Origin of the sequence: Anaerorudis cellulosivorans, from assembly GCF_025943985.1 — a bacterium.
In the GTDB taxonomy this organism is placed as follows: Bacteria; Bacteroidota; Bacteroidia; order Bacteroidales; family Dysgonomonadaceae; genus Anaerorudis; species Anaerorudis cellulosivorans.
The window spans coordinates 59,312-82,428 of sequence record NZ_JAPCWE010000014.1 but is presented as its reverse complement, the minus strand read 5'-3'; the positions used below and the strand labels follow the sequence as shown (position 1 = coordinate 82,428).

General features: G+C 44.4%; 23 protein-coding genes. 19 read left to right on the top strand and 4 right to left on the bottom strand.

Features of this window, described 5'->3' with window-relative positions:
• The first annotated feature begins 3 nt into the window (after positions 1–3).
• From OLM34_RS08985 to OLM34_RS08965, 5 genes are all read left to right on the top strand, one after another.
• Positions 4–966: an RnfABCDGE type electron transport complex subunit D gene (locus OLM34_RS08985; protein ID WP_264406754.1), complete on the top strand. Its 963-nt coding sequence runs from the start codon at positions 4–6 to the stop codon at positions 964–966.
• Positions 959–1,684 (top strand): RnfABCDGE type electron transport complex subunit G, encoded by a 726-nt coding sequence (locus OLM34_RS08980; protein WP_264406753.1) that lies wholly within the window; start codon positions 959–961, stop codon positions 1,682–1,684. Before OLM34_RS08985 ends, OLM34_RS08980 begins: the two co-directional genes overlap by 8 nt.
• The gene (gene rsxE, locus OLM34_RS08975) at positions 1,674–2,267 is read left to right on the top strand and encodes an electron transport complex subunit RsxE (protein WP_264406751.1); all 594 of its coding nucleotides are present in this window, start codon (positions 1,674–1,676) and stop codon (positions 2,265–2,267) included. The genes OLM34_RS08980 and rsxE overlap by 11 nt, the downstream gene beginning before the upstream one ends.
• Positions 2,268–2,289: 22 nt before the next feature.
• Entirely contained in the window at positions 2,290–2,874 is a 585-nt protein-coding gene (gene rsxA, locus OLM34_RS08970; protein ID WP_264406750.1) for an electron transport complex subunit RsxA, read from the top strand.
• A 174-nt stretch (positions 2,875–3,048) separates the two neighbouring features.
• Positions 3,049–4,236 carry a DUF6600 domain-containing protein gene (locus OLM34_RS08965; RefSeq protein WP_264406749.1) on the top strand — a complete coding sequence of 396 codons (1,188 nt, stop codon included), beginning with the start codon at positions 3,049–3,051 and terminating at the stop codon, positions 4,234–4,236.
• An 80-nt stretch (positions 4,237–4,316) separates the two neighbouring features.
• Here OLM34_RS08965 and rny read toward each other — a convergent pair whose 3' ends face one another.
• From rny to OLM34_RS08950, 3 genes are all read right to left on the bottom strand, one after another.
• Complete coding sequence (gene rny / locus OLM34_RS08960) at positions 4,317–5,846, bottom strand: ribonuclease Y (protein WP_264406748.1); 1,530 nt, start codon at positions 5,844–5,846, stop codon at positions 4,317–4,319.
• 142 nt (positions 5,847–5,988) lie between these two features.
• Positions 5,989–6,291 (bottom strand): cell division protein ZapA, encoded by a 303-nt coding sequence (locus OLM34_RS08955; protein WP_264406747.1) that lies wholly within the window; start codon positions 6,289–6,291, stop codon positions 5,989–5,991.
• 12 nt (positions 6,292–6,303) lie between these two features.
• A complete protein-coding gene (locus OLM34_RS08950) occupies positions 6,304–6,603 on the bottom strand; it encodes a hypothetical protein (RefSeq protein ID WP_264406746.1) in 300 nt (99 codons plus the stop codon).
• A gap of 198 nt (positions 6,604–6,801) precedes the next feature.
• On the opposite strand from OLM34_RS08950, the gene OLM34_RS08945 reads away from it, so the two are divergent.
• Positions 6,802–7,488, top strand: a complete 687-nt coding sequence (locus OLM34_RS08945; RefSeq protein ID WP_264406744.1) for a B3/B4 domain-containing protein — start codon at positions 6,802–6,804, stop codon at positions 7,486–7,488.
• Here the strand turns inward: OLM34_RS08945 and OLM34_RS08940 are convergent.
• On the bottom strand, positions 7,454–8,902 hold the full coding sequence (locus OLM34_RS08940) for an RsmB/NOP family class I SAM-dependent RNA methyltransferase (RefSeq protein WP_264406767.1): 1,449 nt from the start codon (positions 8,900–8,902) through the stop codon (positions 7,454–7,456). The two genes, OLM34_RS08945 and OLM34_RS08940, sit on opposite strands and share 35 nt — an antisense overlap.
• 308 nt (positions 8,903–9,210) lie before the next feature.
• On the opposite strand from OLM34_RS08940, the gene OLM34_RS08935 reads away from it, so the two are divergent.
• The 13 genes from OLM34_RS08935 (at position 9,211) to OLM34_RS08875 (ending at position 23,108) form a co-directional block, all read left to right on the top strand.
• Positions 9,211–10,158: a hypothetical protein gene (locus OLM34_RS08935; protein ID WP_264406743.1), complete on the top strand. Its 948-nt coding sequence runs from the start codon at positions 9,211–9,213 to the stop codon at positions 10,156–10,158.
• Between the two features lie 143 nt (positions 10,159–10,301).
• Positions 10,302–11,129 carry a sugar phosphate isomerase/epimerase family protein gene (locus OLM34_RS08930; RefSeq protein WP_413777214.1) on the top strand — a complete coding sequence of 276 codons (828 nt, stop codon included), beginning with the start codon at positions 10,302–10,304 and terminating at the stop codon, positions 11,127–11,129.
• Positions 11,130–11,619: 490 nt separating this feature from the next.
• Positions 11,620–12,330: an SAM-dependent methyltransferase gene (locus OLM34_RS08925; protein ID WP_264406741.1), complete on the top strand. Its 711-nt coding sequence runs from the start codon at positions 11,620–11,622 to the stop codon at positions 12,328–12,330.
• Positions 12,331–12,338: 8 nt separating this feature from the next.
• Entirely contained in the window at positions 12,339–13,337 is a 999-nt protein-coding gene (gene murB / locus OLM34_RS08920; RefSeq protein WP_264406740.1) for a UDP-N-acetylmuramate dehydrogenase, read from the top strand.
• Between the two features lie 29 nt (positions 13,338–13,366).
• Positions 13,367–14,674, top strand: coding sequence for a UDP-N-acetylglucosamine 1-carboxyvinyltransferase (murA, locus tag OLM34_RS08915; protein ID WP_264406738.1), 1,308 nt, complete (start codon positions 13,367–13,369; stop codon positions 14,672–14,674).
• A gap of 128 nt (positions 14,675–14,802) precedes the next feature.
• Complete coding sequence (locus OLM34_RS08910; RefSeq protein ID WP_264406736.1) at positions 14,803–16,662, top strand: 2-oxoacid:acceptor oxidoreductase subunit alpha; 1,860 nt, start codon at positions 14,803–14,805, stop codon at positions 16,660–16,662.
• 7 nt (positions 16,663–16,669) lie between these two features.
• Positions 16,670–17,707 (top strand): 2-oxoacid:ferredoxin oxidoreductase subunit beta, encoded by a 1,038-nt coding sequence (locus OLM34_RS08905; RefSeq protein WP_264406734.1) that lies wholly within the window; start codon positions 16,670–16,672, stop codon positions 17,705–17,707.
• On the top strand, positions 17,704–18,276 hold the full coding sequence (locus tag OLM34_RS08900; protein ID WP_264406732.1) for a DUF3267 domain-containing protein: 573 nt from the start codon (positions 17,704–17,706) through the stop codon (positions 18,274–18,276). Before OLM34_RS08905 ends, OLM34_RS08900 begins: the two co-directional genes overlap by 4 nt.
• Before the next feature lie 64 nt (positions 18,277–18,340).
• The gene (gene cmk / locus OLM34_RS08895; protein ID WP_264406731.1) at positions 18,341–19,042 is read left to right on the top strand and encodes a (d)CMP kinase; all 702 of its coding nucleotides are present in this window, start codon (positions 18,341–18,343) and stop codon (positions 19,040–19,042) included.
• Complete coding sequence (locus OLM34_RS08890) at positions 19,035–19,901, top strand: 4-hydroxy-3-methylbut-2-enyl diphosphate reductase (protein WP_264406730.1); 867 nt, start codon at positions 19,035–19,037, stop codon at positions 19,899–19,901. The genes cmk and OLM34_RS08890 overlap by 8 nt, the downstream gene beginning before the upstream one ends.
• Positions 19,902–19,993: 92 nt before the next feature.
• The gene (pfkA, locus tag OLM34_RS08885) at positions 19,994–20,977 is read left to right on the top strand and encodes a 6-phosphofructokinase (protein ID WP_264406729.1); all 984 of its coding nucleotides are present in this window, start codon (positions 19,994–19,996) and stop codon (positions 20,975–20,977) included.
• Positions 20,978–21,064: 87 nt separating this feature from the next.
• Positions 21,065–21,472, top strand: coding sequence for a methylmalonyl-CoA epimerase (mce, locus tag OLM34_RS08880; protein ID WP_264406727.1), 408 nt, complete (start codon positions 21,065–21,067; stop codon positions 21,470–21,472).
• A 73-nt stretch (positions 21,473–21,545) separates the two neighbouring features.
• A complete protein-coding gene (locus tag OLM34_RS08875) occupies positions 21,546–23,108 on the top strand; it encodes an acyl-CoA carboxylase subunit beta (protein WP_264406726.1) in 1,563 nt (520 codons plus the stop codon).
• The last annotated feature ends 9 nt before the right edge of the window (positions 23,109–23,117 follow it).

Genomic DNA, 23,117 nt, shown 5'->3' with positions numbered 1-23,117 from the left:
GATATGGAAAATAAATTAGTCGTATCGCCTTCGCCACATGTCCATGGCAGAGACAGCATTCCAAAAAACATGTATGGAGTGCTGATTGCCCTCATCCCGGCATTTCTCGTATCCTTATATGTATTTCGTCTTGACGCGATAATTATTACCCTGTTTTCCGTTTTGTTCTGTGTCGGTTTCGAATACCTGATTGCTAAATTCATATTGAAAAAACAACCGACAATAACGGATGGATCGGCCATATTGACCGGGATTCTGCTGGCTTTCAACCTTCCTTCGAATTTGCCGTTATGGATTCTTGCCATTGGAGCATTGGCTGCCATCGGCATCGGAAAAATGTCTTTTGGAGGACTAGGTAACAATATTTTTAATCCTGCATTGGTAGGACGTATCTTCCTGCTTATTTCATTCCCTGCACAAATGACCACATGGCCGGTTCCGGCAACTGCTGCAACCGATGCCGTTACATCGGCAACCGTGTTGGCGAACTTAAAATTCAACCCCGACAATCTACCCTCCTTAACCCACATGTTTTTGGGAACCGAAGGTGGATCATTGGGTGAGATGAGCGCCTTGGCACTCTTGTTGGGATTGGGTTACCTCCTGTGGAAGAAAATCATTACGTGGCATATTCCAACTGCCATTCTGGGAACCGTCGCCCTATTTAGCGGGATTCTCTATCTTATTCATCCTATTCCCCAACATAATCCTTTAATACACCTATTTTCGGGAGGACTGATGTTGGGAGCTATTTTCATGGCTACCGATTACGTAACATCCCCATTAACCAAAAAAGGAATGCTCATTTACGGTTTCTTCATCGGAATCATCACTATGTGTATTCGTCTTTGGGGTGCCTATCCCGAGGGGATGTCGTTTGCCATTGTGCTAATGAATGGGTTCACACCGCTTATTAACTATTATACAACACCTAAACGATTTGGGGAGGTAAAGAAAAATGGCTAAGCTGAAATCCACATTTAAAAATATGTTTTTGTCGTTATTCACTATCTGTTTTGTAGTGGCTGTTCTGTTGGCACAGGTCAACAAAATAACGGCAAAACCCATTGCCGAGGCAAAAGCAAAGAAATTGGAAAATGCGATCAGGGAAGTAGTTCCGCCATTCGACAACAATCCGGTAGCCGAAGCATACAAAATACCGGATGGCGCGGGAGATTCCCTCACCATCTATCCTGCAAAAAAAGGAGATGAATGGGTAGGTTTCGCTGTCACCAGCTATTCCAATAACGCCTTCGGCGGGACTATTCAAATTATCGTCGGATTCGACAAAGATAACCGCATTGTAAACTATTCGGTATTATCGCATGCCGAAACTCCCGGCTTAGGGGCAAAAGTGGTGCAGTGGTTCAAAGACACATCCAAACCCGGCCAATGCATCATCGGACGCGACTTGTCAAAAGAAAAACTTTCTGTATCGAAAGACGGAGGCAACGTCGATGCCATCACCGCATCCACCATTACATCACGCGCTTTTCTGGAAGCCGTAAACAAAGCCTATGCCGCTTATGTCAATACCATTGCCGGAAATGCTGCATCGGGAGCGACAGAACTCAGTAAAGATATCGTTCCCGAAGAAACGACAAAAAACGAGAAGGACATTGCTTCAGACACAACGATTAACAAAAACGACAAAACAACAGGAGGAGAAGAACATGCGCAATAATATCAACGTATTGATAAACGGAATCGTTAAAGAAAATCCCACGTTTGTACTGCTGCTGGGAATGTGTCCCACTCTGGCAACCACGAGCTCTGCCCTCAACGGTATGAGTATGGGATTGGCCACACTATTCGTGCTCACCTGTTCAAACATAGCCATTTCATCACTCAAAAATCTGATCCCCGATATGGTGCGCATTCCCGCATTTATTGTTGTGATAGCCGCTTTTGTAACCATTGTGGAGATGGTGATGAACGCCTATCTTCCTGCTTTGGCAGACAGCTTGGGTATCTTCATTCCGTTGATCGTAGTCAACTGCATCGTGTTGGGAAGAGCCGAATCCTTTGCATCCAAAAACAACGTTATTTCCTCCCTTTTCGACGGATTGGGAATAGGCATAGGATTTACCTTGGCACTTACCGTTTTGGGAGCGCTTCGTGAATTTCTGGGTACAGGAAAAATTTTCTCGATAACCGTTTATCCCGAAAATTACGGCTCGCTCATTTTTGTACTTGCACCCGGAGCTTTCATTGTTCTTGGATATCTTATCGCCATTTTCAACAAATTACAAAAGAAAACGAACTAACCCCGTTAAAAAAAAGAAAAATATGGAAATTATCGGAATCATTATTGTCGCCGTTTTTGTAAACAATATCGTATTCTCGCAATTTTTGGGAATCTGCCCATTCTTGGGCGTTTCAAAAAAAATCGATACAGCCATCGGAATGAGTGCAGCCGTTACTTTTGTCATCACCCTCTCGACGTTAGTGACCTACCTCATTCAAAAAGGCATCCTTGAAAACTTCGGGTTAGAATACCTGCAAACCATCACTTTCATACTGGTAATCGCCGCGTTGGTACAAATGGTGGAAATCATCATAAAAAAAATCTCTCCTCCCTTATATCAAGCCCTGGGCGTTTATCTTCCTCTCATCACAACCAACTGTATCATTTTGGGTGTAGCCATATTGGTCATTCAAAAAGATTTCAATTTAGTGGAATCGATTGTTTATGCTATATCCACGGCAATCGGCTATTCTATGGCCCTACTTATTTTTTCGAGCATCCGCGAACAGTTGGCGCTCAGCAAAGTACCAAAAGCCATGCAAGGTGTTCCCATCGCCCTGCTCACAGCCGGCATTTTGGCAATGGCCTTTATGGGATTCTCCGGAATCGATCAGGTTTTCAAATAAATTTTTTTGACCCCCTACGTACTTTCAATATGCTGCAAGAAAACAACTTGCAGCAATTTTTATTTAATAACCGTAAAACCTCCAAGCAAGCTAACCTATCGTGCCTTAAACCATTTGCGGGTCAATTTGTCTTAATAATAACAACGAATTACTCCCTTTTAAAAATGCAAGGATATGAAAACAATAGGAAAAGCTCTGATGATGGTACTTATGGCAATGATGATTTCCACCTTGCCACCATCCGGAAGTAAAGCAGTCGGCCAACCCGGATATTACGAAAACAATTATTCCGGAGGCGAAGTAAGCATCGGTATATTTTATAATGCGCTGGCACCCTACGGCAGATGGATGAACAACAGGGAATTTGGTCTTGTTTGGGTCCCTGACGTAGGAAGAAACTTTCATCCCTACCTCACCGACGGCTATTGGGTAATGACCAATTACGGAAATACCTGGGTATCGGATTTCGAATGGGGATGGGCACCTTTCCATTACGGCAGATGGTATTATGACGACATTTACGGCTGGGTATGGATTCCGGGATACGAATGGGCTCCGGCGTGGGTAGTATGGCGTAACGGGGGAGGATTTTATGGATGGGCACCTCTGGGACCTCATGTACAGTTGAGCGTACACATCCAACTCCCGTCCTTATATTGGGTATTTCTTCCCGGAAAATATTTGTATCATCCCCATATGCACCGGTATTACAAACCCTATGCTCCGTCCATATACAATCGTACCACCATCATCAACAACATCCATATACACAACAACAACAAATATTACAGTGGGCCTGCTCCCCGCGATTATCGTAAAGAAACAGGGTACGATGTAAAAATTCATCAGGTCACAAACGCCTCACGGCCCGGAAGATCCACTGTAAGTAACCGTTCGGTAAGTCTGTATCGTCCGGAGATTTCAAAAAACGGCAATGCCGACAAAACGATCAACCGATCTGTTCCTGCCTCAAACTCCGGCAGATCGACAACTACCAACCGTGTAGAAACAGGAAGAACTGCAACAAACGAAAAAACAGTAATTACAAATTCGAGTCGCAACGGTAGTAGGGGAACAATCAATCGAAGTTCGGGCAATTCGGTTCGTACAGAAACCATTAGTCGGTCAGGCACAGCAAACAACAATAAAAGTGCAAGAAATTCGAGTACGATTAAAAGCAGTCGCCAAAGCAACAGCTCGCCTGCTCAGATACAACATATAGAAAGGAATGCACCTTCACGCTCAGAAAGCATTAGTCGATCCTCATCATCAACCACAAAAAGTGCGTCAAGTTCCCGTTCGTCAACTCCGTCAAGGAGCAAAAGCGGAAGTCAAAATCGCAGTTCAAGAAGCAGCAAATAAACCATTTTCCGTGTGTATCAATTAAAAAGGTCGCCCGAAAGCGACCTTTTTAATTATGCAAACCTTCTTCTCCCTGTATTTTATTTTGCAAAACTTACGGCACGCGTTTCGCGAATCACCGTAATTTTTACCTGACCGGGATACGTCATTTCCGTTTGTATTTTGCGTGCTATTTCCGACGATAGCCTTTCGGTTTCCTCATCGTCGATTTTGTCGGCACCCACAATCACACGCAACTCGCGACCCGCCTGTATGGCATATGTTTTTACCACACCGGGATAAGACAGTGCCAAATTCTCCAAATCGTTCAGACGCTTAATATAGGCCTCCACAATCTCTCGACGGGCACCTGGTCGCGCGCCTGAAATGGCATCGCACACCTGCACAATCGGAGCCAGCAACGAAGTCATCTCCACTTCATCGTGATGGGCGCCGATGGCATTACAAATATCGGGCTTTTCCTTGTATTTTTCGGCCAGCTTCATACCCAAAATAGCATGTGGCAATTCCGGTTCGTCGTCCGGCACTTTCCCAATATCGTGCAGTAAGCCGGCCCGCTTGGCTTTTTTGGGATTCAATCCAAGTTCCGCCGCCATAATGGCACACAAGTTAGCTGTTTCACGCGAATGTTGCAACAGATTCTGGCCGTAAGACGAACGATATTTCATTTTTCCGATCAGCCGAATCAACTCAGGATGGAGTCCATGGATACCCAAATCGATTGCTGTCCGTTTGCCGGTTTCCACAATCTCTTCTTCAATCTGTTTCGTTACTTTGCCCACCACCTCTTCTATTCTGGCCGGATGAATACGTCCGTCGGCCACCAACTGATGCAACGACAATCGGGCAATTTCTCGTCTTACGGGATCAAAAGCCGACAATACAATGGCCTCCGGTGTGTCGTCAACTATGATTTCCACACCTGTGGCGGCTTCAAGCGCACGAATATTGCGCCCTTCCCTACCAATGATGCGTCCTTTCACCTCATCAGAGTCGATATGGAATACCGTTACGGCGTTCTCGATGGAGGTTTCTGTTGCCACCCGCTGAATGGTTTGTATAACAATGCGTTTTGCTTCCTTATTAGCTGTCATTTTGGCTTCTTCCATAATCTCGTTGATATACGACTGTGCGCCGGTTTTGGCTTCGTCCTTCAACGATTCCACCAATTGTTCTTTGGCCTCCTGAGCCGAAAGTCCCGAAATGGTTTCCAACTTCTCGAGCGACTGTTTATGGAGTTTATCCAACTCTTGGTTACGTTTCTCGAGCGCTTCACGTTGATTCTCGAGATTAACTCTCACTTCATCCAATTCATTGCTTTTTTTGTTTAACTCCTCCTGTTTCTGATTGAGCTGCATCTCACGCTGCTTCAACCGATTTTCGGTATTCTGAATCTTCGAAGTGCGCGAATTGATCTGTTTTTCGGCTTCAGCTTTCATGGAAAGCACTTCCTCTTTTGCTTCCAGCAATTTATTCTTTTTGATTACTTCAGCCTCTTTTTCAGCATCGCTTACAATTTTCTTGGCTCGCGAATTCGCCATATGACCCGTTATATACCATGCGGCAACCGCACCGATAAGGAGTCCGACGATTCCTATCACTATTTCCATAAAATTTGTTTTAAAAATTGATTTACTACTCCTTCTCTCATTAATAAATAAAAAACACTCATCTCTCAATCGAATCAAATTCAATGTCGAAACAAGTGCAAATGAAGATATTCCACCCCTTTTTACGGGATAAAAACGATAATTATTTTTTCAGATACGCGTCTATCTCTTGAATAAGCAGACGTATCTTGTCTTCGATGGGTTTTGTATCGGTTTTTTCGGATAAAGAAAAATTCTCCACCAATGCCTGAATAGCCGTCATGGCTATAAAATCCTGTGCATTCAAATCGGAATTGTTCCCTCCAAACGTAAGCCGATACCGGTTAATTTTATTATTTAGCTGTTTGGCGGCTTCACGGAAAGCCTGCTCCTCCGATTTGTCAATTTTCAGAGGATACTTCCGACCGTCAATCGTCAATGTTAATAAAAATTTCTCATCGCCCATTACATAAATTATCTAAAATGAGCATTTTAATAAATTTATGCATTTATCTACTTCTCGCACCAACTTCGACAACTTAAGCTTTGCACTTTCAACGTCAACCGATGCAGCGGTGATCGTTCGTGCCATTTTTAAATTATCGTATTTTGTTTTCAATTGCTGCAGTTCTTCCACCGCCTGATCGAGTTGCGACTGTTTTGACCGTAAATCCGATTTCAAACGGATATTCTCTTCTTTGAGGGAATCGCATAGCAACATCACTTGTTTTATGCGTACCTCCAAGTCAATCAGCAACTTATTCTGATCATCTGTCATATGAAAACAAAAATTCATACAAATATAAACAATGGAATAATTTTTTACAAATCATTTGGCACTTTTATTTTTTTTCGAATCAAATAATTTGCCATCCGATAAAATTCTATCATTCTAGTCTTTATCCTTTCAGCATGAATAATTAATGAAGATTTTGTACCTTTGGGATCACAAATGAGGAGAAAAGAGGAATAAAAAATGGAAGTAACTGCTGTTGGAATAACGATTAGTGAAGAAATATATGCCGTTTGCCCGGTTTTTACTTTTGCTACCCTTGAAGCAAAAGTAAAAAATACGCCATTTAACCCGGAATTATGGAAAGAAATTGAAACATTTTCCGCTTCTTTCCGTGAAACCTACCGGATAGAAGACATCAAAAAGCGCATCCCCATACATGCTACGCGAAAGGCATACAAGGCATTGGGTAAAGATCCCAACCGCTACCGTCCGTCAGCCGAAGCACTTTGCCGAAGAATCGTCAAAGGAATGGATCTCTATCAGATTAATACGCTGGTCGACCTCATTAACCTGCTTTCGTTAAACACGGGTTATTCCATCGGTGGCTTCGATGCCGACAAAATCCGGGGCAATCTCACCCTGGGAATAGGCAAAGCAGGCGAGAAATTCGAAGGTATCGGCCGAGGACTGCTCAATATCGAGGGATTGCCGGTTTATCGCGACGAACAAGGTGGAGTTGGTACACCAACCAGCGACGAAGAACGCACAAAAATCGACAGCGATACTTCGCATTTGCTGATAATCATCAACGCCTATTCCGGTAAAAAAGGACTACCTGAGGCTGTCGATTATGGCATGGAATTGCTGAAAAAATATGCCAAAGCCGAAGAAATTACGGTATGGGATTCTTCGCAGGATCTTCGATAACCTCACTAAACAGTTCTTCTCTCTTTTCCGGAAGATGCGAACTTCGTATGCGCCATTCACGGGGATAGAGGTTATTGATTCTGTTTCCGAGATTTTTCACAAATCCCAACGGTTCATTTTTATAGCCAAGCAATACAAAACCCGACGGTAACTGATCCGGTACAAAAGCTTCTCCGCGCAAATAGGCAATGGCTTGCTCATACGCTGTTTCATACCGACAAAAAGCATCCGGATTTAAGCGTGTACTCATAGCCAAGGCATGCGAAGGGATAAAGTCGCAACCTTTTTTCTTTCCGATTTCGATACCTAACGACACCACCCGCAACTTTTCGGAAAGTAAGAGCAGGGTGTCGGCATGCATATGCGGAAGAGCGGTAATTCTACATTCCTTTTCCACAAAACAATATTCTTCCGGGTTTTGCAGCAAAGGAGCATACTCAGCCATCTCACTTTTTAAAAGAGGGATCTTCTGATTTTTGTTTTTCCTCCGGAAATAATTTTTTATCGTTCCCGTCTTCTCCGATGCCGATTTTCGCAGCACAGAAAGAAATAACCCTTCGCCCCTGACGCTGTAAGGGAAAAAACGATAAGCCTCAACACCCGGCATCAGAGCCGGAGAAATACCCCACGATTCGCCTACTTGCAAGGAAACAAATTCCGCCCCGAGTTCATCGGCAATCCAACGCACATTCTCCTCATTCTCGTGCATATTATAAGTACACGTGCTGTAAATCAGCAATCCGCCCGGTTTCAGGGCATTCCACACATCAGTCAAAATATCTTTCTGTCGCGCAGCACACATTTGCACATTCTTGAGTGACCATTCCGTGACGGCATTCTCATCTTTGCGAAACATCCCTTCTCCTGAACAAGGCGCATCCACCAGCACAATATCGAAAAAAAGAGGAAATACCGCAAAATCGGCGGGAGCATTGTTGCAAACCAACCCATTCGACTGTCCTAATTTAATCAGGTTTTCCGAAAGCACATGAGCACGCTGCCGCACAATCTCGTTACTCACCACCAAACTCCCCTCCGGTAACGAAGAAAGTAGGATAGCCGATTTGCCCCCCGGTGCAGCACACAAATCCAAGCACACTGCCGGTTCATGAACCAGTTGCCGCACAACATATTCCAAAAACATCGATGAAGCTTCCTGCACATAATAATAACCGGAATGAAACAGCGGATCGAAAGTAAAAGAAGGGCGTTCCGACAAATAATACCCCCACTGCGACCAAGGAACCGTCTGAGCTACCTTCCCCGGTGAAAAACATAGCGGATTGCGCCGAAACTTAACCGGATTCAGCCTGATGCTTACTGGAACATCCTCTTCCAATGCCGAAAAGAAAGCTTCCGCCTTATTCGGTATCAGGGAACCAATCGAATGAATAAAATCTTCAGGCAATTGCATCATTTTTTCTCGTTTAATACACAAAGATAAAAGGATCAACCCGCAAGTACAAAAAATAATTCACAATAGCCGCAAATATTCATTTCCCGACCGTCGGTATAGGCATACCCGAAAATTACGGATTGACATTTCACCCAATAACAGCAAAGCAACATGCAGTAGTATTTTGCTTGTTAACATTCATAAAGGTGTTTTTGTGAATTCTTAGATTGACAAAAACACCCCATACCCGAAAATTTTCCTAACTTTGACTTTCCGCTCATAATACGTATTTATTTCACTATACATAAAACAGCATAACAGCCATCATGCCCACAACAATATTATTATTTTCGGAAGGATTAGACAGTTATCTGGCCGGGAAATTGATGAAACGTCAAGATATAAAGGTAATCGCCGTACGTTTCATTACGCCTTTTTTTGGCTGGTCGTTAAAACAAAATCCGGCACCGTTTTACGACAAAGTTGCCGAATTGGGTTTCGATAAGGGAGAAATCATCGATATTACCGACGAATACTTGCACCTGCTCGCCTGTCCTTCCTACGGCTACGGATCTTATGCTAATCCATGCATCGACTGCAAAATGTTTATGCTGCACAAGGCGTTGGAGATCATGAAAAAAGAACATGCCGATTTTATCACTACGGGAGAAGTGGTAGGTCAACGCCCCATGAGTCAGAACAAACAAGCCATGAATCTCATTCAACGAAAATCGGGAGCCGAAGATGTATTGCTTCGTCCATTGTGTGCCAAACTACTTCCGCCCACACTTCCTGAACGCGAGGGACTGGTGGATCGTGAAAAACTGTTGGGCATATCCGGTCGCCGCAGAGAAGAGCAATTGAGTCTTGCACGGGAATTTGGAATCAGGGACATCCCCTCACCTGCCGGCGGATGCTTGTTGACAGACCCTGCCATCGGCTCACGAATAATGAAAGTACTTCGGGAAAACCGGCCGTTGACACCACTCACAGTCCAATTGCTCACCCTGGGTCGGCATATCTTTGAGAAAGACCACTGGATCGTGTTGGGACGAAATCGGGAAGAAAATCTCAAAATCTTCGACCTTGTGCACCCCGACTATCCAACCTATTCGTTGAACGCCCCCTCGCCACTCGCTGTAATCGTGGAGGGCGAAAAAGACGAAGAAGCATTGAAAGAATGCCTCGTGAAGTATTCAAAAAAAGCACAGGAAGCTACAAAACGACAAGAAAATGTTGAAGTTATAGAAATAAAAACCAAAAACGATATATGAGCGCGAAAGACCGAAATCCAAAAAAACAAACCGTGTTTTAAACCAATCCGAAAATTTTTAAGGAATAACTATTGCCGATTTCTTTTGTATTCCCTATTTTTGTGCACGCACACAATAATTAAATTTACTATCCGATGAAAAAAATGGTATTTTCTCTCACAGCAATCGGTTTGTCGTTGTTGCTGAACGCACAAAACAGACCCGATCCCCAACCTGCCGCCGACACATTCGAAAAGTTTAAAGTGGGCATGGCAGGATACACGTTTGCCAAGTTCGATATTGACAAGACATTGGAAACGATGGAGAAGTGCGATGTACACTACCTTTGCATCAAAGATTTTCATCTTCCGCTGAACAGTACCGACGAACAAATCGCCGCTTTCCATGCCAAACTGAAAGCCAAAGGCGTTACGGGTTATGGCGTGGGTCCCATTTACATGCGTTCGAAAGAAGAAATCGACAAGGCGTTCGAATATGCCAAACGCGTAGGCGTGAAGCTGATTGTCGGTGTTCCCAACTACGAGCTCTTGCCTTATGTGGATCAGAAGGTTAAGGAATACGATTTCAAGTATGCCATCCATCTGCACGGCCCCGACATGCCGTTATACCCGGATGCCGATGATGTATGGAATCATGTAAAAGATCTCGATCCGCGCATTGGCATGTGTCTCGATATCGGCCACGATACCCGCAACGGTAAAGACCCCATAGCGGATCTAAAGAAATACCGGTCGCGCGTGTTCGATATTCACATCAAAGATGTAACAGCCCCGACCAAACAGGGATATTCAGTGGAAATAGGGCGCGGCATCATCGACTTCCCGGCATTCGTGAGAGCCCTTCGCGAAGTGGGCTATACCGGAAAATGCAGCCTCGAACACGAACGCAACATGGATAATCCATTTATCGGCATCGCCGAATCCATCGGTTACTTTCGTGGAGTGATTACTGCTACGAGCGACAGACCTTGACTTCTGTTATTTACATTGCAGCATACTATTTGTAAGACCGGGTTAAAAAGCCCGGGAAAACGCGGTATTCATTTTCTTAAAAAGATTTAAACCATTCGATGACTTTTTCGTTGCTTCAAGTCCGTACCAAGTCCGTACCAAGTCCGCTCTTTGTTCGCTTCTCCTTCGCTCTTTGTTCGCTCTTTGTTCGCTCTTGCCCCCTTAAATGCGAAGGAGAAGCGAAGGAGGAGCGAAGAAGAAGCGAAGAAGAACCCTCTTAAACACGAGCGAAGTCCGATAAAGACCTTTCTTCTTTAGCTACGAATATGCGCGTTTTTTAACTATCACCATGAATAATCTTTTCGCACCACATTCATGAAAATTATAGCAAATAATCGGATAAAAATGCGGCAATCGGAAATAAAAAGTCGAATTAAATGGTTGAATTTACGACTTTTTGTTTTAAAGGTAATCCTAAAATCCGTACCTTTGTTTTACAAAGAAACGGACTATGAGTCATCCTGCACTTTACTTGATTCCTTCAACGTTGGGCGACACACCCGTCGAAAGAGTATTGCCGCCTTATAATACGGAAATTGTTTCCTGTCTGCGTTTTTTCATCGTGGAAAACGTACGTACTGCACGACGGTTTCTAAAAAAATGCCATGCAGAAATCGATATCGACGGACTCACCTTTTTCGAACTCAACAAACATACCGACAGAAATGCTCTTTCGGAATTTCTCCAACCGTTGAAAGAAGGGAAAAGCATGGGGATCATCTCCGAAGCCGGTTGTCCTTCGGTTGCCGACCCGGGTGCCGAAATTGTGGCACTCGCACATCAGGAAGGATATAAAGTTGTTCCACTGGTCGGCCCCTCATCTCCGCTTTTGGCCTTGATGGCATCGGGGTTCAATGGACAGTGTTATGCGTTCAACGGCTACTTGCCCATCGACAGCAACGAAAGGGCTAAAGTCATCAAGAAGCTTGAAATGCGAGCCTATAACGAAAATCAAACCCAACTATTCATCGAAACCCCATACCGTAACCAAAAACTCGCCGAAGATATTTTACTGCACTGCAAACCGCATACGCAACTGTGCATCGCCATGAACCTCACTTGCGACGATGAATACATTGCTACGAAAACCATAAAGGAATGGAAAAACCGGTTGCCCGACATGAACAAAAAACCGTGTATCTTTCTTCTTTATAAAGGGTAAGTTTAAGAATGAATGTTAAACAACATATACAACTACAGCCTTATAATTCGTTCCGAACCAAGGCACGGGCAAAACTGTTTTGCGAACCCGGAAGCGTAGAAGAATTATCGAAAGTCCTTCGCATATACCCTGACGAACCGAAATTGGTTATCGGCAGCGGATGTAACTTGTTTTTTACGAAGGATTTCGACGGGCTGGTCATTCACCCGGCAATGAGGGGAATTTGTCTGCTTTCTGAGAATGACTCCACAGTGGAATTGGAAGCGGCTGCAGGAGAAGATTGGGATGATTTTGTAAATTATTGTGTGAAAAAAGGATATGCCGGAATCGAAAACCTCTCTTTGATTCCGGGAACGGTGGGCGCTGCTCCCATTCAAAACATCGGGGCATATGGCACGGAAGTGAAAGATGCCATTGTGCGCGTACATACGGTAAATAAAAACACGGGCAAGCCGGAAACATTTTCTGCCGAAGCTTGCGAATTTGGCTACCGCGACAGCATTTTCAAACGTACCCGGCAACACATCGTCACATCCGTGGTTTTCCGTTTGAGCAAATCATTTGCCTACATGGAAAAATATGCCGATTTGAATCGCGAACTGGCAAGTGTTGCCTACCCTTCGCTTCAGCAAGTGCGCGAGGCAATCATCCGCATCCGCAGATGCAAACTTCCCGATCCTGCCGAATTGCCCAATGCAGGAAGTTTTTTCAAAAATCCCCTTCTGACGATGGAGGAAAAAGAACGATTGCTGACCAAACTGCCCGATGCGCCAATTTATCCGATAGGAACCGACAAATTCAAAACATCGGCAGCCTTCCTTATCGAAAAGGCCGGTTACAAGGGCAAACGAAACGAATCGGTGGGGATCTATGAACGCCATGCATTGATTATTGTGAACTATGCAACCGAAAACGGAAGCGACATCATAGATTTCATGGAGGAAGTACAGCAGGCTGTCGACGAAAAATTCGGCATCCTACTCGAACCTGAAGTCCGTATATATTGAAAATTGAAAACTGAAAAAAAGAAAACACCATGTCATCATTCATCATTGAAGGCGGGCATCGCCTGAAAGGAGAAATCACCCCTCAAGGAGCTAAAAACGAAGCCCTGCAAGTGATTTGTGCTGCCTTATTAACTGAAGAAGAAGTGATCATCGAAAACGTCCCCGATATACTTGACGTGAACAACCTCATCCGGTTGCTGATGGCGATGGGGGTCGAAGTACATAAACTCAACAAGAATACCTGGTCGTTTAAAGCCGCAAACATCAATCCGGAATACATACAGACAGAAGATTTCATCGATAAATGTGCCACACTGCGGGGTTCCATCATGATCATCGGCCCGTTGCTCGCCCGGTTCGGACGGGTTTCCGTTCCCAAACCCGGTGGCGACAAAATCGGCCGCCGAAGGCTGGACACCCATTTCAACGCCATCCAAAAATTGGGAGCAGAACTGGTCTTCGACGAAAAAAACCAACTCTTTTGCCTTTCAGCCGACAAACTGAAAGGATGTTACATTTTGCTCGACGAAGCATCGGTTACAGGAACGGCCAACCTACTGATGGCAGCCGTACTAACCGAAGGCGAAACCATTATCTACAATGCAGCCTGCGAACCCTATGTGGAACAACTGAGCAAGATGCTCGTCCGCATGGGCGCACACATCGAAGGTATCGGTTCGAACCGGCTCACCATAAAAGGAGTTTCAAGACTTTCGGGCTGTCGCCACCGGTTACTCCCCGACATGATCGAGATTGGCAGTTTCATCGGCATGGCAGCTATGACGGCTTCGGATATCACCATTAAAGACGTTTCCATGCAAAACTTAGGTATCATTCCTGAAAGTTTCCGCCGACTGGGCATCATTGTGGAACAACAGGGTGACGATTTGTATATCCCTTCGCAGGAAAACTATACCATCGAATCGTTTATCGACGGTTCCATTCTTACCATTTCCGACGCTCCCTGGCCGGGATTGACACCGGATTTGCTCAGCGTGATGCTGGTGGTTGCAACCAAAGCCGAGGGGTGTGTGCTCATCCACCAGAAAATGTTTGAGAGCCGACTCTTCTTCGTGGACAAACTCATTGACATGGGCGCTCAGATTATTTTGTGCGACCCGCATCGCGCAACCGTAATTGGACTAGGCAACCGTTTCCGCCTGCGGGGAATGACCATGACCTCGCCCGATATTCGCGCCGGCATATCGCTACTCATCGCAGCGATGAGCGCAGAGGGAAAAAGCATCATACACAACATCGATCAGATCGACCGCGGGTACGAGAACATCGATATCCGCCTAAACCAATTGGGGGCAAAGATCGAACGGATAAAATGAAATAAATTTGCTTATTCACTTCATCTTTTGTTACTTTGCGCTCCAATACAGGTTGCCGACAAACGATTCGTTACTAAAAACGAAACAGACGGCTAAATCATTCCATAAAAATCGTTTATTTTAAAAATATGTCTGAAAAAACAGTTGTTAATGAGCTGAAAGATGTAACTATACGCTTCTCGGGGGATTCCGGGGACGGCATGCAGCTTTCGGGAACGTTGTTTTCTACCTTATCGGCCATTCTGGGGAACGAAATTGCTACATTCCCCGATTATCCTGCCGAAATACGTGCCCCTCAAGGTACACTGCAAGGCGTTTCGGGTTTTCAGGTACGCATCGGTTCACACGATGTGTATAATGCCGGCGACAAAACCGACGTGCTCGTTGCGATGAATCCGGCAGCACTGAAAGTGAACGCCGGAAACCTCAAAAGGAATTCCATCGTGATTTACGATAGTGATACTTTTCAAAAAAAAGATCTCGAAAAAGCCGGTTTACAAACGGATGATCCGTTTCGAGAGTTAAATCTGACTTCCGTTCAGGCCATTCCTGTAGCCATAACCTCGCTGACAAAAGCCGCCTTGGAGGATATGGGGGTTGACAACAAAATCATGTTGCGAAGCAAAAACATGTTCGCACTGGGGATTGTTTGTTGGCTGTTCAACCGACCTGCCGACGTTGCCGAGCATCTCTTGAAGGAAAAATTCGCAAAAAAACCGTTGGTATTCCAAGCCAATGTCAAGGCATTTTTGGCAGGATACAACTACGGAAACAACACCCAACTCACGGCTTCCACCTACCGAATTGAAACGGTGAAGCACGAAAAGGGTTTCTATATCGACGTAAATGGCAATTTGGCCACAGCATACGGACTGATTGCCGCAGCTGAAAAAGCCGGTCTTCAACTTTTCCTCGGTTCATATCCCATCACGCCTGCATCCGATATTTTGCACGAACTGGCCAAAAGAAAAGATTTTGGAGTGAAAGCCTTGCAAATGGAAGATGAAATTGCGGGCATCTGCACGGCAATCGGCGCAAGCTTTGCCGGTTACCTGGCAGCCACCTCAACCTCAGGTCCCGGATTGGCACTGAAAAGCGAGGCATTGAACCTGGCCGTTATGCTGGAACTTCCATTGGTTGTGATTGACGTACAACGGGCAGGCCCTTCGACGGGAATGCCTACAAAAAGCGAACAGACCGATCTGAATATAGCTCTATATGGACGCAGCGGGGAAAGTCCGCTGGCCGTAATTGCAGCTCTTTCGCCGACCGACTGTTTCGATGCTGCCTTCCGGGCATGCAAACTGGCTGTTGAACATATGACGCCGGTGGTGCTGTTGACCGACGGATATATCGCTAACGGTTCATCGGCATGGAAAATTCCGACCATGGACGATTATCCCGAAATCGTTCCACACGTTGTACAAAAATTTTTCACCGGAGATCCTAAAACATGGAAGCCATACCTGCGTGACGAAGAGACCCTCGTACGTTATTGGGCTATCCCGGGTACACCGGAATACATGCACCGAATTGGCGGACTGGAAAAAGATTACTACACGGGGGTAATTTCTACCGACCCCGACAACCATCAACGAATGGTAAAAATACGGCAGGCAAAAGTCGATAAAATTGCCGATTACATTCCTTCTCAAGAAGTTTTAGGTGACGAAAATGCCGATACGCTCATTGTAGGTTGGGGAGGTACATACGGCCACCTGCTCGAAGCAGTACAAAAAATAAGGGAAGCAGGGAAGAAAGCTGCCTTTACGCAGTTTAAATTCATTTCTCCTCTGCCCAAAAATACCGAAGAAGTATTGCGCAGATACAAAAAAATCATCGTTGCCGAAGAAAATAACGGACAATTTGCTTCCTATCTGCAAGGGAAATTCGGAAATTTACCCCTGTACCGCTTCAATCGGATAACGGGACAACCTTTCAGAATAGAGGAATTGGTGGAAGAGTTTATGAAAATCATAGAAAAATAGCAGACAAATGGAAACAAATCTTACGGATCAAAAGCAACATACACCCAAAGATTATAAAAACGGAAGTGCAGTACGGTGGTGCCCGGGTTGCGGCGACCATGCCATTTTGAACTGCCTTCACAAGGCGTTGGCCGAACTGAACCTCGAACCACACGAAATAGCCGTGATTTCGGGTATCGGTTGCTCTTCGCGACTGCCCTATTACATGAATACCTACGGCATGCACAGCATTCACGGTCGTGCATCAGCTATCGCTACCGGCGTAAAAACAGCCAACCCCGCCCTGAGTGTGTGGGTGGCAACGGGCGACGGCGACTCGCTTGCCATCGGAGGAAACCATTTCATTCATGCCATTCGCAGAAACGTGGATATCAACATTATCCTTTTTAACAATAAAATCTACGGATTGACCAAAGGGCAATATTCACCCACTTCAGAAAAAGGGTTCATTTCAAAATCATCGCCTTACGGCACGGTGGAAGAACCATTCAATCCGGCAGAACTTTGCTTCGGAGCACGAGGTACCTTTTTTGGGCGGGCTATTGACGTAGATCTCAAAAACCTGACCGACCTCATGGTGGCTTCGGCAAAACACAAAGGAACTTCGGTAATGGAAGTGTTGCAGAACTGCGTGATCTTCAACGACGGCATCCACAGCAAAATTGCCGACAAAGCTTTCCGCGCCGAGAGAACCATCGTATTGCAACAGGGCAAAAAAATGCTTTTCGGTGCCAACAACGAAAAAGGTATCGTAGCCGAAAAAAACCTGCAACTGAAAGCAGTAACCATCGGACAGGACGGTTATACGTTGGACGATGTACTGGTGCACGATGCCACCACTAAAGACAGTACCCTCCATTTTAAACTGGCTCGAATGGGATACGAGAATGATCTTCCGGTCGCTCTCGGTGTGATTCGCGATGTTCAGGCTCCTACATTTGAAGACGAATACGAAAAACAAATCGAAGAGGTGCAAAAAAAGATGCCGAAAAAAACGTTTACCGATTTCTTAATGGGTTCGGATAATGTCTGGGAACTAAAATGAATACGAAAAATCTCCCGGAAGGTTATAAAGAATATGCAAAAATCGATTTCGTAAACAGCAAAAAAGACGCAATCATTATAAACGTCACTGCTCTTATTGTAGCGATAATGCTGATAGGACTGACCGACGTTCCTTTCAAAACCGTAATTCCGAAAGGAGGTTTTTTCCCTGTAATGATCAAAATTGTGTTGATGCTCGTTGCTCTTTTTGTTTACATCATCCTTCATGAAGCTTTTCACGGCATAGCAATTGGGTTGATCAGCAAAAATAAGCCCCATTTCGGATTCAAATCTACGTATGCATATACGGGAAGCGACATGTATTTCGACCGTCTAAGCTATATCCTTATCGCACTTGCCCCGATAATCATTCTCGGAATCCTTTTAACGATAATTCTATTTTCGGTACCGATTGAATGGTATTGGTTCGTTTATATCCCAGTCATTCTCAATTTTGCGGGATCGGCAGGCGATCTGTATGTAACATGGTTGACATTGCATATGCCAAAAGATGCATTGATATATGACGAGGGTGTAGCGATTACGATATTCACAAAAGTCGAAGAATAAATTCCGCAAAAAACATGTTATCTTTGTCTCTATTTATAGTGAACAAATAACAGAATAAGGTTCAATGAAAAAAATAAACATTGCTGTCGACGGACTTTCATCCTGCGGTAAAAGTACATTGGCAAAAGACTTGGCAAAAAAAATCGGATATACGTATATTGATAGTGGAGCAATGTATCGAGCCGTTGCGCTATATGCCCTACGTAGTGGTTGGGTGACAGAAGACGACATTGACAAAGAAGCATTGAAACAACATATTCCGGAAATTCGCATCACCTTCAGAACCAACGAGCAAGGGCAGCAGGAAACCTATTTGAATGGCGAAAACGTGGAAAAAGAGATCCGTTCGCTGGAAGTAGGGAATGCTGCAAGCCGCATAAGTACACTCGATTTCGTGCGTCGCGAAATGGTTCGCCAACAACAGGAGATGGGAAAAGAAAAAGGGGTTGTGATGGACGGTAGGGACATAGGAACCGTAGTTTTTCCCGATGCAGAACTGAAAATATTTCTGACCGCCTCGCCGGAAACACGTGCTCTTCGTCGTTTTAACGAATTGAAAGAGAAAGGAGAGGAGATCACATATGAGGAAGTTCTTGCCAATATAAAAGAGCGCGACGAACGCGACAGTAACCGTTCGCAAAGTCCGGTACGTAAAGCAGACGATGCCATTGAACTAGACAATTCGAATCTTACTGTTGAGGAACAGCTACAATGGGCAATCGATATGTTTAACAAAAAAATGCAGCAAATCTGTCACTATGCTTAAAGTTGAAATCGATCAACAATCGGGTTGCTGTTTTGGAGTAGAAAGAGCCATCAGCAAAGTCGAAGAAGAATTGCGGAAAAGCGAAACATTATACTGCTTGGGAGATATCGTCCATAATAATGTGGAGATGGAACGCCTGACTAAAATGGGGTTGGTTACTATCGATCACGAAACATTTAAAAAACTGAGAAATGTGCGTGTTCTCCTCCGCGCTCATGGCGAGCCGCCCGAAACATACCGGATTGCGGAAGAAAATCATATCGAAATCATCGACGCCTCTTGTCCGGTGGTATTGGAACTGCAAAAACGAATCAAAAGAACCTACCTCAGCAAAGCGAACAACGAAATTCAACTCGTTATTTACGGAAAAAAAGGGCATGCCGAAGTAAACGGTTTGTTGGGCCAAACCGAAGGATCGGCAATCGTAATCGAAAAAAAAGAAGATCTCGACAAACTGGATTTCTCGAAAGATATCCATTTATTTTCTCAAACAACTAACCATCTGGAAGATTTTCGTGAAATTATCGACATCATTCAGAAAAAAATGACCAATGATGCAAAATTCGAATATCACGATACGATCTGCCGCCAGGTATCCAACCGGATTCCGCACATCAACATATTTGCATCGCAACACGATATCATCTTCTTTATTGCCGGAGAAAAAAGCTCCAACGGAAAAGTTCTTTTTAACGAATGCAAAAAGAGTAATCCCAACTCCTACTTCATCCATTCTCCCGACGAATTGGATGTTTCGTTGATAAAGGACAATGACAGGGTTGGTATCTGCGGCGCAACATCCACTCCTAAGTGGCAAATGCAAGCGCTGGCAGAAAGAATCATGAAATTAAAACCCTAAAAAGCTTTTTTGTTACCCGCAAAAAACTTTATCTTTGCACTTCATTGTTTTGGGAAAATACATAAGGTTTCCTAAAAAAATAATTTCTCATTATGGCATCAAACATTAAATGTATCGGCGTTCTTACCTCAGGAGGAGATGCTCCGGGTATGAATGCTGCTATTCGTGCAGTAACCCGTGCCGCCATTTTCAACGGAATCCGTGTAAAAGGGATTTATAAAGGATATAGAGGTCTTATTGCCGGAGATGTAGTGGAATTTAAAACAGACAGTGTGAGCAACATCATCCAGCGTGGCGGTACGATTCTGAAAACGGCACGTTGCGACGAATTTAAAACGATTGAGGGACGTAAAGTTGCCTACGAAACCATGACAAGGGAAGGAATAAATGCTCTTGTTGTCATCGGAGGAGATGGTTCGCTAACCGGAGCCAATATTTTTGCCAACGAATACAACATTCCCATCGTAGGGTTACCCGGAACAATCGATAACGACCTGAACGGTACCGATGTTACTATCGGGTACGATACGGCATTGAACACCATTATGGAGGCAGTGGATAAAATCCGCGATACAGCCACATCGCACGAACGATTGTTCTTCATCGAAGTAATGGGACGCAATTGCGGTTATTTGGCATTAAACAGTGCTATAGCCGCCGGTGCCGAAGCTGCCATTATTCCCGAAATCAGCATAGAAAAAGACCAGTTGGCCGAACTTATTGAACAGGGATTCAGAAAATCAAAAAACAGTAGCATGGTGCTGGTTACCGAAAGCGAAGTTACCGGAGGGGCATTGAAACTGGCCGAACGCGTGAAGAATGAATACCCTCAATACGATGTGCGCGTGTCTATTCTTGGTCACCTGCAACGTGGCGGATCGCCATCGGCCCAAGACCGAATTCTGGCAAGCAGAATGGGAGTTGCAGCCATTCAGGCATTCCTCGAAGATCAACGAAACGTAATGATCGGCATTCGCGAGAACGAAATTGACTATGTCCCTTTTCAACGAGCAATTAAAAAAGAACGCGAAATAAGTGAAGAACTGCTTGAAGTACTCCGCATTTCTTCCATCTAAACGGATTACAACAAAAAAATTATTTTACACTAAGATATTAAATTGTACCTTTGTGGTGCTTTTTAGTATCTAAAAAATTATAACAGAATGGAAATTACCCACATTGAACACATTGGAATTGCCGTTAAAAGCATAGAAGAGCAACTCCCTTACTACGAGGGAGTTCTCGGACTAAAATGCTACAACATTGAAACAGTAGAGGATCAAAAAGTAAAAACAGCTTTCTTCAAGATCGGACAAACCAAAATTGAATTACTGGAGCCAACCTGCGAAGACAGCACCATTGCCAAATTCATCGAAAAAAAAGGAGAAGGCGTGCATCACATTGCTTTTGCTACTAAAAATGTGGAAGAAGCGCTGAGAGAAATGGAGGCCAAAGGCATTCGCTTGATCGACCAACACCCCAGACCCGGGGCAGAAGGGTTGAATATTGCTTTTTTACACCCCAAATCGACAGGCAGCGTTTTAACTGAACTTTGCGAGCATCCGGAATAAAAATTTCGATATATCGCTAATAAGGAAACAAATACATCTTTACTATCCATTTTCAAAAAATATAACCATAGATATGAGCACTCAACTCGAAAAAATAAAAGAGCTAATAGAGTTACGTGAAAAGGCTCGTTTGGGAGGAGGTTTAAAAAGAATAGAATCCCAACACCTGAAAGGGAAATATACAGCGCGCGAGCGCATCGCCATGTTGCTGGATGAGGGAAGTTTCGAAGAATTCGATATGTTTGTGGAACATCGCTGCCACAACTTCGGAATGGAAAACCAAAAATATCTTGGTGATGGCGTTGTAGCCGGATATGGCACCATTGAAGGACGTCTGGTTTATGTTTTTGCACAAGACTTTACGGTTTTCGGCGGTTCACTTTCCGAAATGCAGGCAAAGAAAATATGTAAAGTGATGGATCAGGCCATGAAAATGGGCGCTCCGCTTATCGGCATCAATGACTCGGGAGGAGCTCGTATCCAAGAAGGAATCAATGCATTGGCAGGATATGCCGAAATTTTCCAACGTAACATATTGGCATCCGGTGTAATTCCTCAGATATCGGCCATCTTCGGGCCATGTGCAGGGGGTGCCGTTTATTCACCTGCGCTAACCGATTTCATCATTATGACGGAAGGAACATCTTACATGTTCCTTACCGGCCCCAAAGTAGTGAAAACGGTTACCGGAGAAGATGTTACTCAAGAACAATTGGGAGGAGCATCGGTACATACTTCAAAATCGGGAGTAGCACAATTTGCTGTGCAAACAGAAGAAGACGGTATGAAACTTATCCGCAAACTCCTCAGTTTTCTGCCTCAGAACAATCTTGAAGATCCTCCACTGTTTCCCAACGATGATCCCATTGACCGATTGGAAGACTCCTTAAACGAAATCATACCGGACAGCCCCAATAAACCATACGACATGTATGAAGTGATTGGTGCTATCATCGATAAAGGTGAGTTTCTTGAAGTTCACGCCGACTATGCAAAAAACATCATCGTGGGGTTTGCCCGTTTTAATGGACAAACAGTTGGTATCGTGGCTAATCAGCCCAAATATCTTGCCGGAGTTCTCGATATAAATGCTTCGCGCAAGGGTGCACGTTTTGTCCGTTTTTGCGATGCATTCAATATCCCAATCGTTTCGTTGGTTGACGTTCCCGGATTTCTTCCCGGTACAGGACAAGAATATGGCGGTGTAATTACTCACGGGGCCAAATTATTGTATGCATACGGCGAGGCCACTGTTCCCAAAATTACCGTTACCTTACGAAAATCGTATGGTGGAGCACACATTGTTATGAGCTGCAAGCAACTTCGCGGCGATATCAATTATGCATGGCCGAGTGCCGAAATAGCCGTTATGGGTGCCGAGGGTGCAATAGAAGTACTCTATAGTAAAGAAATTGCAGCAGAAAAGGATCCCGAAAAACAGGCAGCTATTATAGAAGAAAAGAAGAACGAGTACAACAAATTGTTTGCTAATCCATATAACGCTGCGCGTTATGGTTATATCGACGATATTATCGAACCTCGAAATACGCGTTTCCGCATCATTCGCGCTTTACAGCAACTGCAAACAAAAAAATTGGTGAATCCTCCCAAAAAACACGATAATTTGCCTTTATAATAAGTGGAA

Coding starts and splice junctions, on each gene's coding strand:
- OLM34_RS08985 (WP_264406754.1), top strand. CDS start 4: ATGGAAAATAAATTAGTCGTATCGCCTTCGCCACATGTCCATGGCAGA.
- OLM34_RS08980 (WP_264406753.1), top strand. CDS start 959: ATGGCTAAGCTGAAATCCACATTTAAAAATATGTTTTTGTCGTTATTC.
- rsxE (WP_264406751.1), top strand. CDS start 1,674: ATGCGCAATAATATCAACGTATTGATAAACGGAATCGTTAAAGAAAAT.
- rsxA (WP_264406750.1), top strand. CDS start 2,290: ATGGAAATTATCGGAATCATTATTGTCGCCGTTTTTGTAAACAATATC.
- OLM34_RS08965 (WP_264406749.1), top strand. CDS start 3,049: ATGAAAACAATAGGAAAAGCTCTGATGATGGTACTTATGGCAATGATG.
- rny (WP_264406748.1), bottom strand. CDS start 5,846: ATGGAAATAGTGATAGGAATCGTCGGACTCCTTATCGGTGCGGTTGCC.
- OLM34_RS08955 (WP_264406747.1), bottom strand. CDS start 6,291: ATGGGCGATGAGAAATTTTTATTAACATTGACGATTGACGGTCGGAAG.
- OLM34_RS08950 (WP_264406746.1), bottom strand. CDS start 6,603: ATGACAGATGATCAGAATAAGTTGCTGATTGACTTGGAGGTACGCATA.
- OLM34_RS08945 (WP_264406744.1), top strand. CDS start 6,802: ATGGAAGTAACTGCTGTTGGAATAACGATTAGTGAAGAAATATATGCC.
- OLM34_RS08940 (WP_264406767.1), bottom strand. CDS start 8,902: ATGCAATTGCCTGAAGATTTTATTCATTCGATTGGTTCCCTGATACCG.
- OLM34_RS08935 (WP_264406743.1), top strand. CDS start 9,211: ATGCCCACAACAATATTATTATTTTCGGAAGGATTAGACAGTTATCTG.
- OLM34_RS08930 (WP_413777214.1), top strand. CDS start 10,302: ATGGTATTTTCTCTCACAGCAATCGGTTTGTCGTTGTTGCTGAACGCA.
- OLM34_RS08925 (WP_264406741.1), top strand. CDS start 11,620: ATGAGTCATCCTGCACTTTACTTGATTCCTTCAACGTTGGGCGACACA.
- murB (WP_264406740.1), top strand. CDS start 12,339: ATGAATGTTAAACAACATATACAACTACAGCCTTATAATTCGTTCCGA.
- murA (WP_264406738.1), top strand. CDS start 13,367: ATGTCATCATTCATCATTGAAGGCGGGCATCGCCTGAAAGGAGAAATC.
- OLM34_RS08910 (WP_264406736.1), top strand. CDS start 14,803: ATGTCTGAAAAAACAGTTGTTAATGAGCTGAAAGATGTAACTATACGC.
- OLM34_RS08905 (WP_264406734.1), top strand. CDS start 16,670: ATGGAAACAAATCTTACGGATCAAAAGCAACATACACCCAAAGATTAT.
- OLM34_RS08900 (WP_264406732.1), top strand. CDS start 17,704: ATGAATACGAAAAATCTCCCGGAAGGTTATAAAGAATATGCAAAAATC.
- cmk (WP_264406731.1), top strand. CDS start 18,341: ATGAAAAAAATAAACATTGCTGTCGACGGACTTTCATCCTGCGGTAAA.
- OLM34_RS08890 (WP_264406730.1), top strand. CDS start 19,035: ATGCTTAAAGTTGAAATCGATCAACAATCGGGTTGCTGTTTTGGAGTA.
- pfkA (WP_264406729.1), top strand. CDS start 19,994: ATGGCATCAAACATTAAATGTATCGGCGTTCTTACCTCAGGAGGAGAT.
- mce (WP_264406727.1), top strand. CDS start 21,065: ATGGAAATTACCCACATTGAACACATTGGAATTGCCGTTAAAAGCATA.
- OLM34_RS08875 (WP_264406726.1), top strand. CDS start 21,546: ATGAGCACTCAACTCGAAAAAATAAAAGAGCTAATAGAGTTACGTGAA.